The organism is Streptomyces sp. 8K308 (assembly GCF_004348315.1).
Taxonomy (GTDB): domain Bacteria; phylum Actinomycetota; class Actinomycetes; order Streptomycetales; family Streptomycetaceae; genus Streptomyces.
Genome location: NZ_SMKC01000022.1, coordinates 25,857 through 41,000 on the forward strand (window position 1 = coordinate 25,857; position 15,144 = coordinate 41,000).

Genomic DNA, 15,144 nt, shown 5'->3' on the forward strand with positions numbered 1-15,144 from the left:
ATGTCCCCGGCATCCCGTGCGGCCCGTCACTCGACGATGTGAGAGGCCCGCTCAGAGCGAGAACCGCTGGGCCACCTCGGCGACCGGCGCGGGCACCGGGACGCCGATGCTCCCGGCGAAGGTGTGCAGGTCCTGGTGACCGGGCAGCTCGGTGAGCCCCTGGTGGTCCAGGGTGGCGGCCCGTTCGACGTCACCGTCGAGGTAGTGCGATCCTGGCCTGGAAGAGCCTCAGGTCGGCGCGAGCCAGTGCGGGGTGCGCGCGGCCAGCCATGAACCAGGAGTTACGCCTCCGCGACGACCGCGGGATCCCTCTCCTCGACCGGAAGGCCGAGGACACCGTGTGGACGCCGTTGACCACGCTGGCGTTGTGCAGGGTGAGAGCGGCGGGCTGACCGAACCCGCTCTCCCGGCATGGTCTCCGAGCGGCTGCAACTGCTCGCCGACCGTGCACAGCGTTCTCAGGCTGCCGACTCCCGCAAAGCGCCCTTCTGATGCGCTGTACCCCAAGGAGCATCCCCGGCGTGCGCGTACCCATCCATGGTCCCAAGGACCGTACTCGCCAGCACGGTTGAGGCTACCGAAGCGGAGCACAGAGTGGGCCACCCGTATCACCCCATGCGGCCCATGAAACCGTCCACTACATGGAGCGGGTACGGCCGCGAACTCTGCGACGGACTCGGGACGTTCTTCGGCTCACGGACCCAGCAGACCTTCGACTGGCCGCTCGCGAAGGACGGACGCCGGCACGTGCGCTCCCGGATCGGCAGTGCCGAGCTGCCGGCGCGGCACGAGGCCGCGGCCGACCTGGCGTGGCTAACGGCGACCCACGGCACGGCCTGAGCACCCGGAGCCCACGGGACGCATCATGGCGCTTGGTGTGGACGGCCGTGCCGCCGGCGAAGTCGATGGCGCCGAGCCTGTTGACGAGCCAGCCGCCGACGACGTCCTTGCCGTCGAAGGCGAACACCCAGCGGGCGACCGGGAGATACACCAGCGTCACCCAGATCCGGCGCCGCCGATCGAGTCGTCGAAGGAGGTCGAGTAGCCGTAGACGATCCAGATACAGCCGACGAGGGCCACGGCCCCGAAGGTCATCGTGATCATGTTCAGGACGCTCTCGGCGGCAACCATGCCGCCGTAGCAGAGCGCCAGGCCCGGACACCATCAGGCAGACGAGTGCCGTGCTCACGAGCGTCCAGGGCGGTGCTTGCGGTGTCCATGCGCCCGCTCCGCGAAGTGTCCAGCCGAGGGGAACGGCGTTTCACCCCAGCAGACATGGCGCGCGTTACAGGACGGCTCCATGGCCGACTGAAGCCGGGTTTCAGTGCTGCGGGCTGTCCCCGAAGGCCGTCACGGTGAGGAAGCGGATGGGGAGTTCGAGCAGTGTCTCCGGCCCGTGCGGGGCCTCGCCGTCGAACTGGAGGGCGTCGCCGGGGCGCAGGGTGTGGCTGGACTTGCCGTGGCCGTAGGTCATGACACCTTCCAGCATGTAGATGATCTCGGTGCCGGCGTGCTGGAAGAGCGGGAAGACCTCGCTCTGCTCGGTCAGGGTGACCAGCAGGGCGTCCATCCGTTTGTGGGCGCCCCTGAGCGAGCCGAGCTGGGCGTACTCGTGGCCGACCCTGGTGCCGCGCCGCACGATCCGGGCGCCGTGACCGGCGGGGACGAAGACCGCCTCGCGTTCGTCGTCCATGCCGCGGAACAGGGCGGTGACCGGGACGTCAAGACCGCGGGCGAGGCGGGAGAGCGTGGTCAGGCTGCACGCGGTCTGGGCGTTCTCGATCTTCGACAGCATGGCCTTGGAGATGCCGACCCGCTGCGCCATCTCGCCGACCGAGAGACCCGCCGCCTGCCGGTACTCGCGGGCGCGGACCGCGATGATGCGCTCCAGCGCCTTGTCGTCGGAGTCCTGGGAGTCGGCTGCGGGTTCGGGGTGCTCGGCCATCGCCGCATCCTAGCCCGCACGGTCCAGCCTGAAGCGGGGGTGGGGATCGGCGTGGCCGGTGGCGATCTCGGCGGCCATCTCCCCGATGAGCGGGGCGAACTTGGCTCCGTGGCCGGAGCACGGGGAGACGATGACCAGCGGGCCGTGGCGGTCGAGGACGAAGTCCTCGTCGAGGGTCGTGGTGTACAGGCAGGTCGCCTCGGCCACCGGGTCGGGTTCGAGGCCAGGGAGCCGGTCGCGGACGAAGCCGCTCACGCGGGTGCGCGACGACGGGTCGACGACCCCATCGCGGGTGCGGGCGGTGGTGGGCGTGCCGCGGTCGTGTTCGGCGACCTTGACCGCGGGGAGCGGGCCGCCGTCGGCGCCGGATGGGAGCCCGAAGACCTGCATCGACGCGTCCTTGGAGACGAGGATGGGCCACTGCGCCTGCCGCTCCCGCTGCCGGAAGTGGAAGATCTGTTGCTGGGTGACGCTGAGCGGTGGCAGGGGGACGGGCAGTCGTAGGTCGGGGAGCCAGGGGCCGGCGGCGATCACCACCGTGTCGGCGATCAGCTCGCGGCGGTCGTCCGTGTGCAGCCGCGCCTTGTCGTCGCCGAGGACGTCGATGCCCGTGACGCGTACGCCGGTCAGCGCATCCGCGCCGTGCTCGACGGCCCGGCGCACGCACGCCACGACGGTCTGGTCGGCGTCGATGACACCCGCGTCCGGGTGATGGAGCACCGGGCCCGTGAAGCGGATGTACGGCCAGCGCTCGGCGGCGGCCTCCGCGGCGAGCAGTTCATGCGGAACTCCGGCCGCGTCCAGCACGGCGGCCAGCCTCTCCGGGGCGCGCCCCTCCCCCAGGTCGAGGCCCCCGGTGACGCGCAGCAAGGGAGTCGAGCTGTCGTCCTCCAGCTCGCGCCACTGCTCCTGCGCCCGCCCGGTCAGCCCGACGTAGAAGGGATCGGCGTACGCCCGCCGGAAGATCCGGGAGCTGCCGTGCGAACTGCCGTGCTTGTGGCCGATGTCGTACGCCTCGATCAGGGTGACCTCATGGCCCCGCCGGGCGAGTTGCCAGGCGGTGGCCGCACCCATGAGTCCGGCGCCGACGACCGCGATCACGGTGCGCTCCCGGGGATCCAGTCGGTGCCCGCGAGCGGGACGCGGGCCATCGCCGCGGACTCGATGGTGAGGGCGACTAGGTCCTCAGGTTCGAGGTGCAGGAGGTGGGCCTTGCCGCAGGCGCGGGCCAGTGTCTGGGCCTCCATCGTCATCACGCGCAGGAAGTTGGCGATGCGCCGGCCGCCCTCGACGGGGTCGAGCCGGGCCGAGAGCTCGGGGTCCTGGGTGGAGATGCCGGCCGGGTCGCGGCCGTCCTGGTAGTCGTCGAAGTAGCCTGCGGCGGAGCCGAGTTCCCGGTACCCGGCGTCGTGCCTGGGGTGGTTGTCGCCGAGCGCGATCAGCGCCGCCGTGCCGATGGCGACCGCGTCCGCCCCGAGGGCGAGGGCCTTGGCCATGTCGGCGCCGGAGCGGATGCCGCCGGAGACGATCAGCTGGACCTCGCGGTGGACCCCCAACTCCTGGAGCGCCCGGACGGCTTGGGGCAGCGCGGCGAGGGTCGGGATGCCGACGTGCTCGATGAAGACGTCCTGGGTGGCCGCCGTGCCGCCCTGCATGCCGTCGACGACCACGACGTCGGCGCCCGCGTGGACGGCCAGTTTCACGTCGAAGTACGTGCGTGTCGCGCCGACCTTCACATAGACCGGCTTCTCCCAGTCGGTGATCTCGCGCAGTTCGAGGATCTTGATGGCGAGGTCGTCAGGTCCGGTCCAGTCGGGGTGGCGGCAGGCGCTGCGCTGGTCGATGCCGACGGGCAACGTCCGCATACCGGCGACCCGTTCGGTGATCTTCTGGCCGAGCAGCATCCCCCCGCCGCCGGGCTTGGCGCCCTGCCCGAGGACGACCTCGATGGCGTCGGCGGCCCGCAGGTCGTCGGGGTTCATGCCGTAGCGGGACGGCAGGTACTGGTAGACGAGGTGCTTGGAGTGGCCGCGCTCCTCGGGGGTCATGCCGCCGTCGCCCGTGGTCGTGGAGGTGCCGACCTCGCTGGCACCGCGGCCCAGCGCCTCCTTGGCCTGGGCGGACAGCGCGCCGAAGCTCATGCCGGCGATGGTGACCGGGGTGGCGAGCCGCAGTGGGTTCTTGGCGTGCCGGGTGCCGAGGACGATGTCGGTGTCGCAGCGCTCGCGGTAACCCTCCAGCGGATAGCGGGACATGGAGGCGCCGAGCAGCAGCAGGTCGTCGAAGTGCGGGAGCGGGCGCTTGGCGCCCCAGCCGCGGATGTCGTAGATGCCGGTCTCGGCGGCGCGCTGGATGGCGTGGATGGTGGCGCGGTCGAAGGTGGCGGACTCGCGCAGGCCCTGGGATGCGGGTTCCATGTGCGTCGAACTCCCTCAGTACGCGGTCGCGTTGTCGACCTTGAAGTGGTACAGCTGGCGGGCCGATCCGTAGCGGCGGAAGTCGGCGGGGTCCTCGTCACGCTCGGCCGCCTTGAGCAACTCGGCCAGCTCGGCGAGGTGTTCGTATCGCATCTCCTTCTCCACGCAGTCGGCGCCGAGGGACTTGACCGTGCCGCGGACGTAGATGCGGGCCTCGTACAGCGAGTCCCCGAGCGCGTCGCCCGCGTCGCCGCACACCACCAGGCGTCCGGCCTGCCCCATGAAGGCGCTCATGTGGCCCACTCTGCCGCCGACGACGATGTCCACGCCCTTCATGGAGATCCCACAGCGCGCGGAGGCGTCCCCGTCGATCACCAGCAGGCCGCCGTGGGCGGTGGCACCGGCGGACTGGGATGCGTTGCCGCGCACCCGGACCGTTCCGGACATCATGTTCTCGGCGACCCCGGTGCCCGCGTTGCCGTGCACCGTGACCGTGGCGTGCTGGTTCATGCCGGCGCAGTAGTAGCCGACGTGGCCCTCGATGTCGACGGTCAGGTTCTCCCGGATGCCGCAGGCCACGGCGTGCGCGCCGCGCGGGTTCAGGACGCGGTACGAGGTCGCGTCCGGCACGTGCAGGGTCTGGTTGAGCTCGCGGACCGGGCTCTCGGCCAGGTCGATCAGCGTCGCCATGCGTACACCTCTTCCGGCTCGGGTTCGAAGATGTGGGCGTGCTCGATGCCCGGCAGGACGTCCAGTGCCCGGTACTCGGAGGCCATCGCCACCCAGTCAGCCGTCTCCGCGACCAGGGCGGGCTTGCAGGCGATCGCGTCCCGGACGACCGCGAAGGAGTCGTTGGTGGACACGAGCAGTGTGTAGAAGCCGTCGAACCGCTCGCACAGCAGCCGCAGCGCCTTCTCGAGGTCGGCGCCCTGGGCGAGTTGGTGCGCGACGAAGCGGGCGCCGACCTCGGAGTCGTTCTCGCTGTAGAACTCCACTCCCTGGGCGCGCAGTTCACGGCGGATGGTGGCGTGGTTGGCGAAGGAGCCGTTGTGCACCAGGCACTGGCCGGGGCCGACGGAGAAGGGGTGCGCGCCCTCGGGGGTGACGGCGGACTCGGTGGCCATGCGGGTGTGGCCGACGCCCTGCCAGCCGGTGACACCGGCCAGCCCGAAGGACTCGGCCAACCGCACTGGATTTCCGGTTCCTTTGAGTACGGCCATGTCCGTGCCGGAGCCGATGACGGTGGCGTGGGGCAGCGCGGCCGAGACGGCCGTCAGCAGGTCGGCGACCGAAAGAGCCGCGTGCACGACCGTGGTGGCGTCGGCCGCGACGGCCACGCCGCCGGGCAGCGCGGCCTCCGCCTCGGCCGGCGTGACCCCGAGCAGCGAGACGACGGCACGTCCCGGCGGGGACAGCCGCGGGTCGCCGTAGACCGCGACCCCGGCCGAGTCCGGCCCGCGCTCGACGACCTGCCCCAGCATCGCGGTCAGCAGTTCGCCGAGCCGAGGTTCCCATGACGGCTCGCGCAGATGGAGCCCCACGATTCCGCACATCTCAAATCCCTTCGGAAGGCGGTCTGAAGACGGTCAGAAGGCGGTCAGGTAGCGGTCGAGCTCCCAGGGGCCCACCGTGGCGTGCCAGTCGAAGAACTCCTCGCGCTTGAGGTCGGCGAAGTACCGGCTCACCCCGGTCCCGGCCGCGTCCAGGGCACCGCTGATCACGTCGTCCGCCTGGAGGGCCTCGACGGCGTGCAGCAGGGTGGGTGGGAGTTCCGGTCCCTTGCCGGTCGCGCCGGGCTCGCCCGGGTCCAGGCCGCGTTCGATGCCGTCGAGCCCGGCGGCGAGGGCGGCGGCAGCGGCGAGATAGGGGTTGGCGGCACCGTCGCCACCGCGGAGTTCGATGCGGTTGCCGTCGGGGACGCGGACGAAGTGGGTCCGGTCATTGCCGCCGTAGCCCGCCATGCGCGGGGACCAGGTGGCGCCCGAGCGGGTCGAGACGGCCCCGGTGCGCTTGTACGAGTTGACCGTCGGCGCGATGACCGCCTGCAGCGCCCCCGCGTGCTCGACGACCCCCGCGACGAAGGAGTAGGCGAGAGCGGAGAGACCGAGCCCACGCCCGTCGGCGGCGTCGGGGAAGGCCGGCTCGTCGCCCCGCCACAGCGACAGGTGCAAGTGCATGCCGGTGCCGGTACGGTCGGTGAACGGCTTTGGCATGAACGTGGCCGTCATACCGCGCTGTTCGGCCAGCACGGAGACCAGGTACCGCATGGTGATGACCCGGTCGGCGGTGGTGAGGGCGTCCGCGTGCTTGAAGTTCTGCTCGAACTGGCCGTTGCCGTCCTCGTGGTCGTTGGCGTAGTTGCCCCAGCCGAGGCTGTTCATGGCGCTGGAGACGGCGGTGAGGTGGTCGTACATCCGGGTCAGGCCGCGCGCGTCGTAACAGGGCTGAGAGGCGGTGTCCCTGGCGTCGGCGACGCTGAGCACGCCGTGCTCGTCCCGGTTGACCAGGAAGTACTCCACCTCCGCGCCCACGGACATCGACAGCCCCCGGTCCGCGGCCCGCTCAAGCAGTCTGCGCAGGATGACGCGGGGCGCGTAGGGCCAGGGCTTCCCCTCCACGTACGGGTCACAGTGGACGAGGGCGAGTCCGGGCTTGATGAAGGGGACGGGCGTGTACGAGGCGGCGTCCGGCCGGGCGATGACGTCGGGGTCGCTGGGCTGCTGGCCGAGCGCGCCGGCCGCGTATCCGGCGAACCCGACGCCCTCGTCGCGGAGTTCCTCGACGGCCTGGGCCGGGACGAGCTTGGCGCACGGCTTGCCGGTCAGGTCGACGAAGACGGCCAGCACGAATTCGATGCCGTCGGCGCGGACCAGTTCGGCGAGATCGGGGGCGTCCGCTGCTGGGTCGGTCGTCATAAGAGCCTCCCTGGTGACGAGCGTTTACCGCGATGAATCGTCGTTGCATGAGAGTAGACACTCCTGGGGTTACCGGGGGATTTCAGCGGTGGAAGGTCCCCGTAAGGCGAGGGGCCGGGCACCGCCCCGAACAGGCGGAACCCGGCCCTGATCACGGCGGCCTTGAGGTGTTACGTCAGGGACCCGCCGTGCCGACGGGGCAGCCCCGCCATCACCGCACGCCGGCTCGCCCTGACGTGCTCACGCATCACCTGCTCGGCACTGTCGCCGTCCTTCTCCAGGATCAGCTCCAGGACGAGGTGGTGCTCACGGTCCGACTGCCGCGCGCGGCCCGGCTGGCTCAGCGACGTGTTCACCAGCCGGGAGTACGCCAGCTGGTTCATCAGCATGCGGTAGTGGGCCTCCAGCTTGCTGTTGTCGGCACCGACGATGAGCAGGTCGTGGAAGTCCTGGACCAGTTCCGCGTACCGCTCGCGGTCGTCCCGGGCCACCGCCTCGTCGGCCTCGCGCAGGTTGCGTTCGAGCAGGTCGATCTCCGTGACGCGGCCGCGCCGGGCGAGGAGGCGGGCGGCCGCGCCCTCCAGCAGCTCCTTCATCTCGAAGAGTTCCGTGATCTCGCGGCGGGAGGGGGTGGTGACGAACGTCCCGACGCGTGGCCGGATCTCGACCAGCCCTTCGGTCTGCAACTGCTTGAGGGCTTCGCGCACCGGCGTACGGCTGACGCCGAACTCCTCCGCGAGGGCGAGCTCGGAGAGCGGAGCACCGGGATCGATGTCTCCCTTGATGATCCGCCGGCGCATCTCGGCGATCACCCTGGCCTGCATCGAACCGTTCCCCGGTTCGCTCTTCGCGCGGTTCACCGAACCCTCCTCCGTCTCCCGAGCCGCCCGCCGGTCATCCCAGCGGCGCGAGGGCGCCGCCGTCGAAGAACTTACCCGCGCTGTAGACCATCGGAGGGCGCTCGGCGACCGCGGCGTGCACCACGCGGCAGATGAACACGGTGTGCGAGCTGGCCTGGAGCCGCTCGCGGATCTCGACCTCCATCTGCGCGCTGCTCCGGGCGATCAGCGGGCTGCCGAACGGGCCGCTCTCCCACTCCACCTGCTCGAACTTGTCGGTGGCCTTGCTCGCGAACGTACCGACGACGTCGAGCTGGTCCGTGGACAGGATGTTGATCGCGAGGTGGTTCGCCCGGAACAGACAGTCGTGGGTGGACGAGGTGCGCTGGACGCACACCATCACGGTGGCGGGGTCGAGCGAGATGCTCGAGAACGCGTTGACGGCAAGCCCTCTGGGGGTCCGACCGTCCATCGCGGTCACGACCGTGACACCGGTGACGAACTGCCGGTTGACCTGCTTCATCACGTCGATGTCGGGCTTCGCGGCGAGCGGGGTCATGGAGGTGCTCCTGGTCATCTTGATCGTCGATCCTGTCTGGTCAGCCCTGATTCGTCAGTGCTGTCCCGTCAGTCCTGTCCCATCAGTCCTGTCCCACCCGGATGACGCCCAGCGCCGAAAGCAGCGCCCGGGGGTCCCACGTCACGTGCTCCTCGACGATGCGGTCCCCCTCGAAGCGGGCGAACGTGGCACCGCCGACCTCGACGTGCCGCTTGGTGGGAGGGACGCCGAGGAACGAGTTCTCATGCGTTCCGCTGCTGTGCCAGCGGATCGCCGCCCTGTCGCCCTCGACCACGACGTCGTCGATGGTCGTGACCAGGTCCGGGAAGGCGGCCCGGGTCGAGACGATCGCGGCCTTGAGGGCGTTCAGGTCCTGGGGGTGCGAGTCGCCGCCGTGGCGGAGGTACGCCGGGTCCAGCAGCGTGTCGAGGGCGTCGACGTCACCCTGGCCCCAGGCCGCGGCCCACACCTTCTCGATGAGCCCACGACGGGCGTCGGCGTCAGAGCGTGACATCGACCTCTCCCTTCTTCCGATCCGCGCTCAGTTCCTTCCAGAAGGACACCGCCAGACCGGCGATGATCACGAGGAACGGCAGGGACGTCACGATGACGGTGTTCTGCAGGGCGTTCAGTCCGCCGGCGAGCATGAGGACGACGGCGGTGACACCGGTGAGGACGCCCCACAGGACGAGCACCGGACGGCGCGGGGTAGGCGATCCGTCCGACGTCATCATGGACAGCACGTACGTGTTGGCGTCCGCGCCGGACACGAAGAACATCATGACCAGGATGATCGCGATCAGCGAGGTGACGCCGGCCAACGGGAAGTGTTCGAGGGTCGCGAAGAACGCGCTGTTGATGTCGGCCGCGGTCTGCCTGGCGATGTCGCCCTTCTCGAACATGTCGATGTGGATCGCCGTACCGCCGAAGACCGCGAACCAGGTGAAGAACGCCACGCTGGGGACGACCAGGACACCCATGATGAAGCCGCGGATGGTGCGGCCCCGCGAGATCCGGGCCAGGAAGACGCCGACGAAGGCGCCCCAGGAGACCCACCAGGCCATCATGAAGTAGGTCCACCACTGCATCCATTCGAGCCCGCCGAACGCGGTGCCCTGCAGGCTCATCCGGAAGAAGTCGGTGGCCCACTGGCCCACGGACTCGATGTACAGGTTCACGATGAACACGGCCGGGCCGACGACCAGCATGAAGACGAACAGCGCGACCGCCATCAGCGTGCTGCCCTGGCTCAGGAACTTGATGCCCCTGCTGACACCGGTCACCGCCGAGAGCGTGAAGACCGAGGTGACGGCGGCGATGATGAGCACCTGGCTCACATCGTTGACCGGCATCCCCCACAGCCTGCCGAGACCGTTGTTGACCTGGAGGGCTCCCAGGCCCAGCGACGTCGTGGTGCCGAAGAGCGTCGCGAACACGGCCAGCACGTCGATCGTCTTGCCGATCGGACCGTTGACCCGGTCGCCGAGCAGCGGCACGAACAGTTGGCTCACCAGGGTGCGCCGGCCCTTGCGGTGCGTGGAGTACGCGATGGCCAGCCCGAAGACGGCGAAGATCGCCCAGGCTTGCAGGCCCCAGTCAAAGTAGGAGTACTGCAGGGCACGAACCGCTGCCGCCGGCGTGTTCGGCTCGACGAGACCGTGCGGCGGCGTCGCCAGGTGGGAGATCGGTTCGGCGACGCCGTACGAGACCAGTCCGATGCCCATGACCGCGCTGAGGATCATCGCGAACCAGGTCAGGGTCGAGAACTCCGGGCGGTCGCCGTCCTTGCCCAGGCGGAGGTCGCCAGCGGGGCTGAAGGCCAGGAACACCAGGAAGATCAGGATGCCGAGCGTGATCACCAGGTAGGACCAGCCGAACGTGGACGTCACCCAGTTCAGCGAGTCGCTGGTGACCTTGTTCAGGTTGTCCGTGAAGAGCACCGCCCAGGCCACGAAGATCGCGGAGATACCGAGCGAGGTCCAGAAGACGGAACCGAGTCTGCCGCCGCCGTCATGGGCGGGGCCGGTGTCGTCCGTCGTGGGCGTTGTCTCCGCGCCCGTTCCAAGGTCACTGGACATGGAACTCCTTGGGGTCCGGGGCCGATGGCCACCCGATCTGGCCCGTCTGGCATACAAGCAGCAGTAAGGCACGCCACACAGGGGGCGTCAAGAGGTCGGCGCGCGGAATCACGTTCCACCCTCGAACAGCCCGAATAGCCGCAGGTTAATGACCTGTTACCTGCCCTGATAGGGGGTCTGCGGAATGATCGGGAAGCCCTTCCATGCGACCCCTTGACCGGCCCGAAAACGACACCTATGGTCCTGTGCCATGCAAGAATGCATGGCACAGCTCGACGAGGGCATCGGTCTCCGCAAGCTAGTGGTCTACCGCGACGCCGTCCTGACCGAAGCGGGCGAGGCACCCGCACGGCCGGCGCGGCGAGCCAGCGTCGCCGCGGTCATTCGAAACCCGTGGACCGGCACGGGCCCCTCGGCCGATCTGTCCGGCGAGCAGGCCCGCGTGGGCCCGGTGCTCGCCAGGCTGCTGACCGACCGACTCATCGCCTCGCTGGGCGGCGCGGCCGAGATCGAGGCGTTCGGCAAGGCCGCCATCGTCGGCGCGGCGGGCGAGATCGAGCACGCCGGGGCCCTGATCCACACCCCGTACTTCGGCAATCTGGTGCGGGAGTTCCTCCAGGGCGAGTCGATCATCTGCTTCGCCGACACGCGGGCCGAGGCGGGCGAGACGCTGGTCGTCCCGCTCTGGCACAAGACCCGGGCCTCGACGCGCAGCCACTACCAGACCGTCAGCGCCCGCGTCTCCGACGCCCCGCGCTCCGACGAGATCGTCGTCGTCGCCGCCGCGTCGACCGGGCCGCGCCCCCACCCCCGTATCGGGGACCGCACGACCGACCCGGTGGTCACCACCGAAACCCTGGAGGTTGCTCCCTCATGAGCGTCCGCAAGATCGTGACCGTCGTCGAGGAGATCCGCACCGAAGGCGGGCGCGCGCTCGCCCGCCCCGCCCGGATCGTCGTCGTCGCGGCGGTGATCGAGAACCCCTGGGCAGGTCAGGGCTTCGTCGAGGACCTCCATCCCGGCATCGAGGCGAACGCCTCCGCCCTCGGCGCCCTGCTGGCTCCGACGGTGCTCGACGCGCTGGAGGCCCCCGCCGAGGCGTACGGCAAGGCGGCCATCGTCGGCCTGGACGGCGAGATCGAGCACGGCTCGGCGCTCATCCACACGCTCAAGTTCGGCGACCACTTCCGCAAGGCCGCGAACGCCACCACCCTGCTGCCCGCGGTCGAGAAGCGCGGGCCCGCCGGTGTGGTCTTCGACATCCCGCTGAAGCACATCACCGATGCCACGATCCGCTCGCACCACCAGACCGTCGAGGTCAGGCTGAGCGACGCCCCGCACCCGAACGAGATCGTCATCGCGCTCGCCGCCGCCGCCCAGGGACGTCCGCAGCAGCGCCTGGCGCCGCTCTCGACCGAGCAGTAAGGCAGGACCGCGCTCATGAGCAAGCCCACCGTGGTGCTGCTCCACGGCGTCGGGCTCGACCACACCATGTGGGAGCCCACCGCCGAGCTCCTCGCCGACCGCTTCACCGTGCTCACCCCCGACCTGCCGGGCCACGGCACCCGCCCGCCGGTGCGCGACGGGGTGACCCTCTCGGACCTGGCCGACGGGGTGGTCGCCGGGATCCCGGCGGGCTCGCACCTGGTCGGGTTCTCCCTGGGCGCACTGGTCGCCCAGCATGTGGCGCTGCGCCACCCGGAGTCGGTGGCCACGCTGACCTCGGTCAGTTCGGTGTGCGACCGTACCGCCGAGGAGCGGGCGTCCGTGCTCGGCCGGCTGCGCACCGCCGAGGCCGACTTCATGGCGAGTGCCGCCGCCTCCCTGAAGCGCTGGTACGACGGCACCGACGTCCACCCCGACCAGGTGGCCCGCACCGAGGCCACGCTGCTCTCCAACGACGTCGGATCCTTCCTCAACTGCTACCGCGTTTTCGCCACGGCGGACGCCCAACTGGCGCCGGACCTGGCCGCCATCGCCGTACGCGCACTGGCGGTGACGGGTGAGAACGATCCCGGGTCCACCCCCGAGATGACCCACCGGCTCGCCGCCGCGCTTCCCGACTGCCGAGCGGAGATCATCCCCCGGGCGCGCCACATGCTGCCCGTCGAGCGCCCCGAGGCGTTCGTCAACTGCCTCACCACCTTCATCGGAGAGTGCGCACATGTCTGACCTCACCACGTTGCAGCACTTCATCGGCGGGACTTGGGTCGAGCCCGCGTCGGGTGAGTACTTCGAGAGCACCAACCCGGCTACGCGCGAGGTCCTGTACCGGGCGGCGCGCGGGAACACCGCCGACATCGAGCGAGCGGTGGCCGCCGCGAGGAAGGCGTTCGAGGACCGGCGCTGGCGCGACCTCAGCCAGACGCGGCGCGGACACCTGCTGCGGCGCCTCGGTGACCTGATCGCCGCGAACGCCGAAGACCTGGCCCGCATGGAGACGCAGGACAACGGCAAGCTGCTGCGCGAGATGCGCGGCCAGCTGGCCACCCTGCCCGAGTACTACCACTACTACGCCGGACTGGCCGACAAGATCCACGGCGACTTCATCCCCACCTCCGACCGGCAGGTGCTCAACTACACGGCCCGGGAGCCCCTCGGCGTGGTCGGAGCGATCACCCCCTGGAACTCCCCGCTGACGCTGACCAGCAGCAAACTGGCGCCCGCCCTCTGCGCCGGCAACACGGTCGTGATCAAGCCTTCGGAGTACACCTCGGCGACGGTGCTCAAGCTCGCCGAGCTCGCGCTGGAGGCGGGCTTCCCGCCGGGTGCGGTGAACGTCGTCACGGGGTTCGGCCCCGAGGCCGGGCAGGCCCTGGTCGACCACCCCCACCTCGCAAAGATCTCCTTCACCGGCAGCACCGCCACCGGATCGCGCATCGCCACCGCGACCGCAGGCCGGTTCATCGGCTCCACACTCGAACTCGGCGGCAAGTCGCCCAACATCGTCTTCGAGGACGCGCATGTGGCCAACGCCGCGATGGGCGTCGTCGCCGGCATCTTCGCCGCCGCCGGACAGACCTGCATCGCCGGCAGCCGGGTGTTCGCACACCGGTCCGTCCACGACGAGCTCCTCGAACGGGTCTCCGAACGCGCCAGGACCATCGTCATCGGCGACCCCCTCGACGAGAAGACCGAGCTGGGCCCGCTGGCCTTCGAGGCCCAGCGCGACAAGGTCGCCGGGTACGTCGACCTGGGGCGCGACGAGGGCGCCCGCGTGCTGACCGGCGGCCGGGCCACCGACGGCGGCCTCGGCGGGTACTTCTACGAGCCGACCGTCCTCGTGGACGTCGACAACACCATGCGCGTCGTGCGGGAGGAGATCTTCGGCCCCGTCCTCGCCGTCATGCCGTTCGACACCGAGGAGGAGGTCGTACGTCTGGCCAACGACACCGAGTACGGGCTCGCGGCCGGCGTGTGGACGACGAACCTCGCACGGGCGCACCGGATGGCGGCGCGCCTGGACGCCGGGACCGTGTGGGTCAACACCTACCGGGCCATGTCCCCGATGTCACCGCGCCAGGGCTTCAAGACCAGCGGCGTCGGCGTGGAGCACGGCACCGAGACGATTCGGGAGTACACGCGGCTCAAGAGCGTCTGGATCAACACCAGCGAGGAGCCCGTGGCCGACCCGTTCACGATGCGGAGCTGACATGCCACAGATCGCCATCACCCTCGCCGAGGGACGAACCCCGGCGCAGATCCGGGAGTTGATCCACGAGGTCCACGAAGCGGTCCTGCGCACCGTGAACACCCGCCCCGAGTACATCCGAGTCGTCGTCCACGAGGTCCCGCGCACGCACTGGGCGACCGGTGACGTCACCCTCACGGAGATGGACGCCGCGTCAGCAACCAAGGAGCCCTCATGAGGTTTTCGTTGTTCGTGCACATGGAGCGCTGGGACGAGGAGGTCAGCCACCGGCAGCTCTTCGAGAACCTCTCCGAGCTGGCCCTGATGGCCGAGACCGGCGGCTTCGGCACCGTGTGGATCGGCGAGCACCACGCGATGGAGTACACGATCTCCCCCAGCCCGATGCCGCTGCTCGCCCACCTGGCCGCGAAGACCTCGACCATCCGCCTGGGCGCGGGAACCGTCATCGCCCCGTTCTGGCACCCGATCCGGGTCGCCGGTGAATGCGCGCTGCTCGACGTCATCAGTAACGGCCGGATGGAGGTCGGACTCGCCCGGGGCGCCTACCAGTTCGAGTTCGACCGCCTGGCGGGCGGGCTGCCAGCCGCCGACGGCGGAAAGCACCTGCGTGAACTCGTGCCCGCCGTGCGCGCGCTCTGGCAGGGCGATTACGCCCACGACGGCGAGATCTGGCAGTTCCCGACCTCGACCAGCGTCCCCAAACCCGTGCAGCGGCCCACCCCGCCCATGTGGATCGCCG

General features: G+C 70.1%; 18 protein-coding genes and 1 pseudogene. 7 read left to right on the forward strand and 12 right to left on the reverse strand.

The window, feature by feature from the left end:
- Window positions 1–624 precede the first annotated feature (624 nt).
- On the forward strand, window positions 625–840 hold the full coding sequence (locus E1265_RS38630; RefSeq protein ID WP_165953651.1) for a hypothetical protein: 216 nt from the start codon (window positions 625–627) through the stop codon (window positions 838–840).
- Between the two features lie 88 nt (window positions 841–928).
- Here the strand turns inward: E1265_RS38630 and E1265_RS38635 are convergent.
- The 12 genes and pseudogenes from E1265_RS38635 to E1265_RS05875 all read right to left on the reverse strand — a co-directional run.
- Window positions 929–1,000: pseudogene (locus tag E1265_RS38635) on the reverse strand (hypothetical protein); the annotation flags it as partial.
- Complete coding sequence (locus E1265_RS38640) at window positions 997–1,104, reverse strand: hypothetical protein (RefSeq protein ID WP_243740559.1); 108 nt, start codon at window positions 1,102–1,104, stop codon at window positions 997–999. The gene E1265_RS38640 and the pseudogene E1265_RS38635, both read right to left, overlap by 4 nt.
- A gap of 217 nt (window positions 1,105–1,321) precedes the next feature.
- Complete coding sequence (locus E1265_RS05830) at window positions 1,322–1,945, reverse strand: XRE family transcriptional regulator (RefSeq protein ID WP_132929138.1); 624 nt, start codon at window positions 1,943–1,945, stop codon at window positions 1,322–1,324.
- Between the two features lie 9 nt (window positions 1,946–1,954).
- The gene (locus E1265_RS05835; protein WP_132929139.1) at window positions 1,955–3,046 is read right to left on the reverse strand and encodes an FAD-dependent oxidoreductase; all 1,092 of its coding nucleotides are present in this window, start codon (window positions 3,044–3,046) and stop codon (window positions 1,955–1,957) included.
- On the reverse strand, window positions 3,043–4,362 hold the full coding sequence (locus E1265_RS05840; protein WP_132929140.1) for an FMN-binding glutamate synthase family protein: 1,320 nt from the start codon (window positions 4,360–4,362) through the stop codon (window positions 3,043–3,045). The genes E1265_RS05835 and E1265_RS05840 overlap by 4 nt, the downstream gene beginning before the upstream one ends.
- A 15-nt stretch (window positions 4,363–4,377) precedes the next feature.
- On the reverse strand, window positions 4,378–5,052 hold the full coding sequence (locus E1265_RS05845; protein ID WP_132929141.1) for a glutamate synthase: 675 nt from the start codon (window positions 5,050–5,052) through the stop codon (window positions 4,378–4,380).
- Window positions 5,040–5,915 (reverse strand): glutamine amidotransferase, encoded by an 876-nt coding sequence (locus E1265_RS05850; protein ID WP_132929142.1) that lies wholly within the window; start codon window positions 5,913–5,915, stop codon window positions 5,040–5,042. The genes E1265_RS05845 and E1265_RS05850 overlap by 13 nt, the downstream gene beginning before the upstream one ends.
- A gap of 33 nt (window positions 5,916–5,948) precedes the next feature.
- On the reverse strand, window positions 5,949–7,277 hold the full coding sequence (gene glnT / locus E1265_RS05855) for a type III glutamate--ammonia ligase (protein ID WP_132929143.1): 1,329 nt from the start codon (window positions 7,275–7,277) through the stop codon (window positions 5,949–5,951).
- A gap of 170 nt (window positions 7,278–7,447) precedes the next feature.
- Window positions 7,448–8,101 (reverse strand): GntR family transcriptional regulator, encoded by a 654-nt coding sequence (locus E1265_RS05860; protein ID WP_132929154.1) that lies wholly within the window; start codon window positions 8,099–8,101, stop codon window positions 7,448–7,450.
- Window positions 8,102–8,171: 70 nt separating this feature from the next.
- Window positions 8,172–8,693, reverse strand: a complete 522-nt coding sequence (locus E1265_RS05865; RefSeq protein WP_207930965.1) for a flavin reductase family protein — start codon at window positions 8,691–8,693, stop codon at window positions 8,172–8,174.
- 64 nt (window positions 8,694–8,757) lie between these two features.
- On the reverse strand, window positions 8,758–9,189 hold the full coding sequence (locus tag E1265_RS05870) for an ester cyclase (protein WP_132929144.1): 432 nt from the start codon (window positions 9,187–9,189) through the stop codon (window positions 8,758–8,760).
- A complete protein-coding gene (locus tag E1265_RS05875; RefSeq protein WP_132929145.1) occupies window positions 9,176–10,753 on the reverse strand; it encodes a BCCT family transporter in 1,578 nt (525 codons plus the stop codon). Before E1265_RS05875 ends, E1265_RS05870 begins: the two co-directional genes overlap by 14 nt.
- 262 nt (window positions 10,754–11,015) lie before the next feature.
- Between E1265_RS05875 and E1265_RS05880 the strand changes: the two genes are divergently transcribed.
- The 6 genes from E1265_RS05880 to E1265_RS05905 all read left to right on the forward strand — a co-directional run.
- On the forward strand, window positions 11,016–11,630 hold the full coding sequence (locus E1265_RS05880; RefSeq protein WP_243740560.1) for an amino acid synthesis family protein: 615 nt from the start codon (window positions 11,016–11,018) through the stop codon (window positions 11,628–11,630).
- The gene (locus E1265_RS05885) at window positions 11,627–12,178 is read left to right on the forward strand and encodes an amino acid synthesis family protein (RefSeq protein WP_132929147.1); all 552 of its coding nucleotides are present in this window, start codon (window positions 11,627–11,629) and stop codon (window positions 12,176–12,178) included. Before E1265_RS05880 ends, E1265_RS05885 begins: the two co-directional genes overlap by 4 nt.
- A 15-nt stretch (window positions 12,179–12,193) precedes the next feature.
- Window positions 12,194–12,925 (forward strand): alpha/beta hydrolase, encoded by a 732-nt coding sequence (locus E1265_RS05890; protein WP_132929148.1) that lies wholly within the window; start codon window positions 12,194–12,196, stop codon window positions 12,923–12,925.
- Window positions 12,918–14,405, forward strand: coding sequence for an aldehyde dehydrogenase (locus E1265_RS05895; RefSeq protein WP_132929149.1), 1,488 nt, complete (start codon window positions 12,918–12,920; stop codon window positions 14,403–14,405). Before E1265_RS05890 ends, E1265_RS05895 begins: the two co-directional genes overlap by 8 nt.
- Before the next feature lies 1 nt (window position 14,406).
- Complete coding sequence (locus E1265_RS05900) at window positions 14,407–14,622, forward strand: tautomerase family protein (RefSeq protein WP_132929150.1); 216 nt, start codon at window positions 14,407–14,409, stop codon at window positions 14,620–14,622.
- On the forward strand, window positions 14,619–15,144 hold a 526-nt coding region (locus tag E1265_RS05905), incomplete at its 3' end, for an LLM class flavin-dependent oxidoreductase (protein ID WP_132929151.1). The genes E1265_RS05900 and E1265_RS05905, both read left to right, overlap by 4 nt.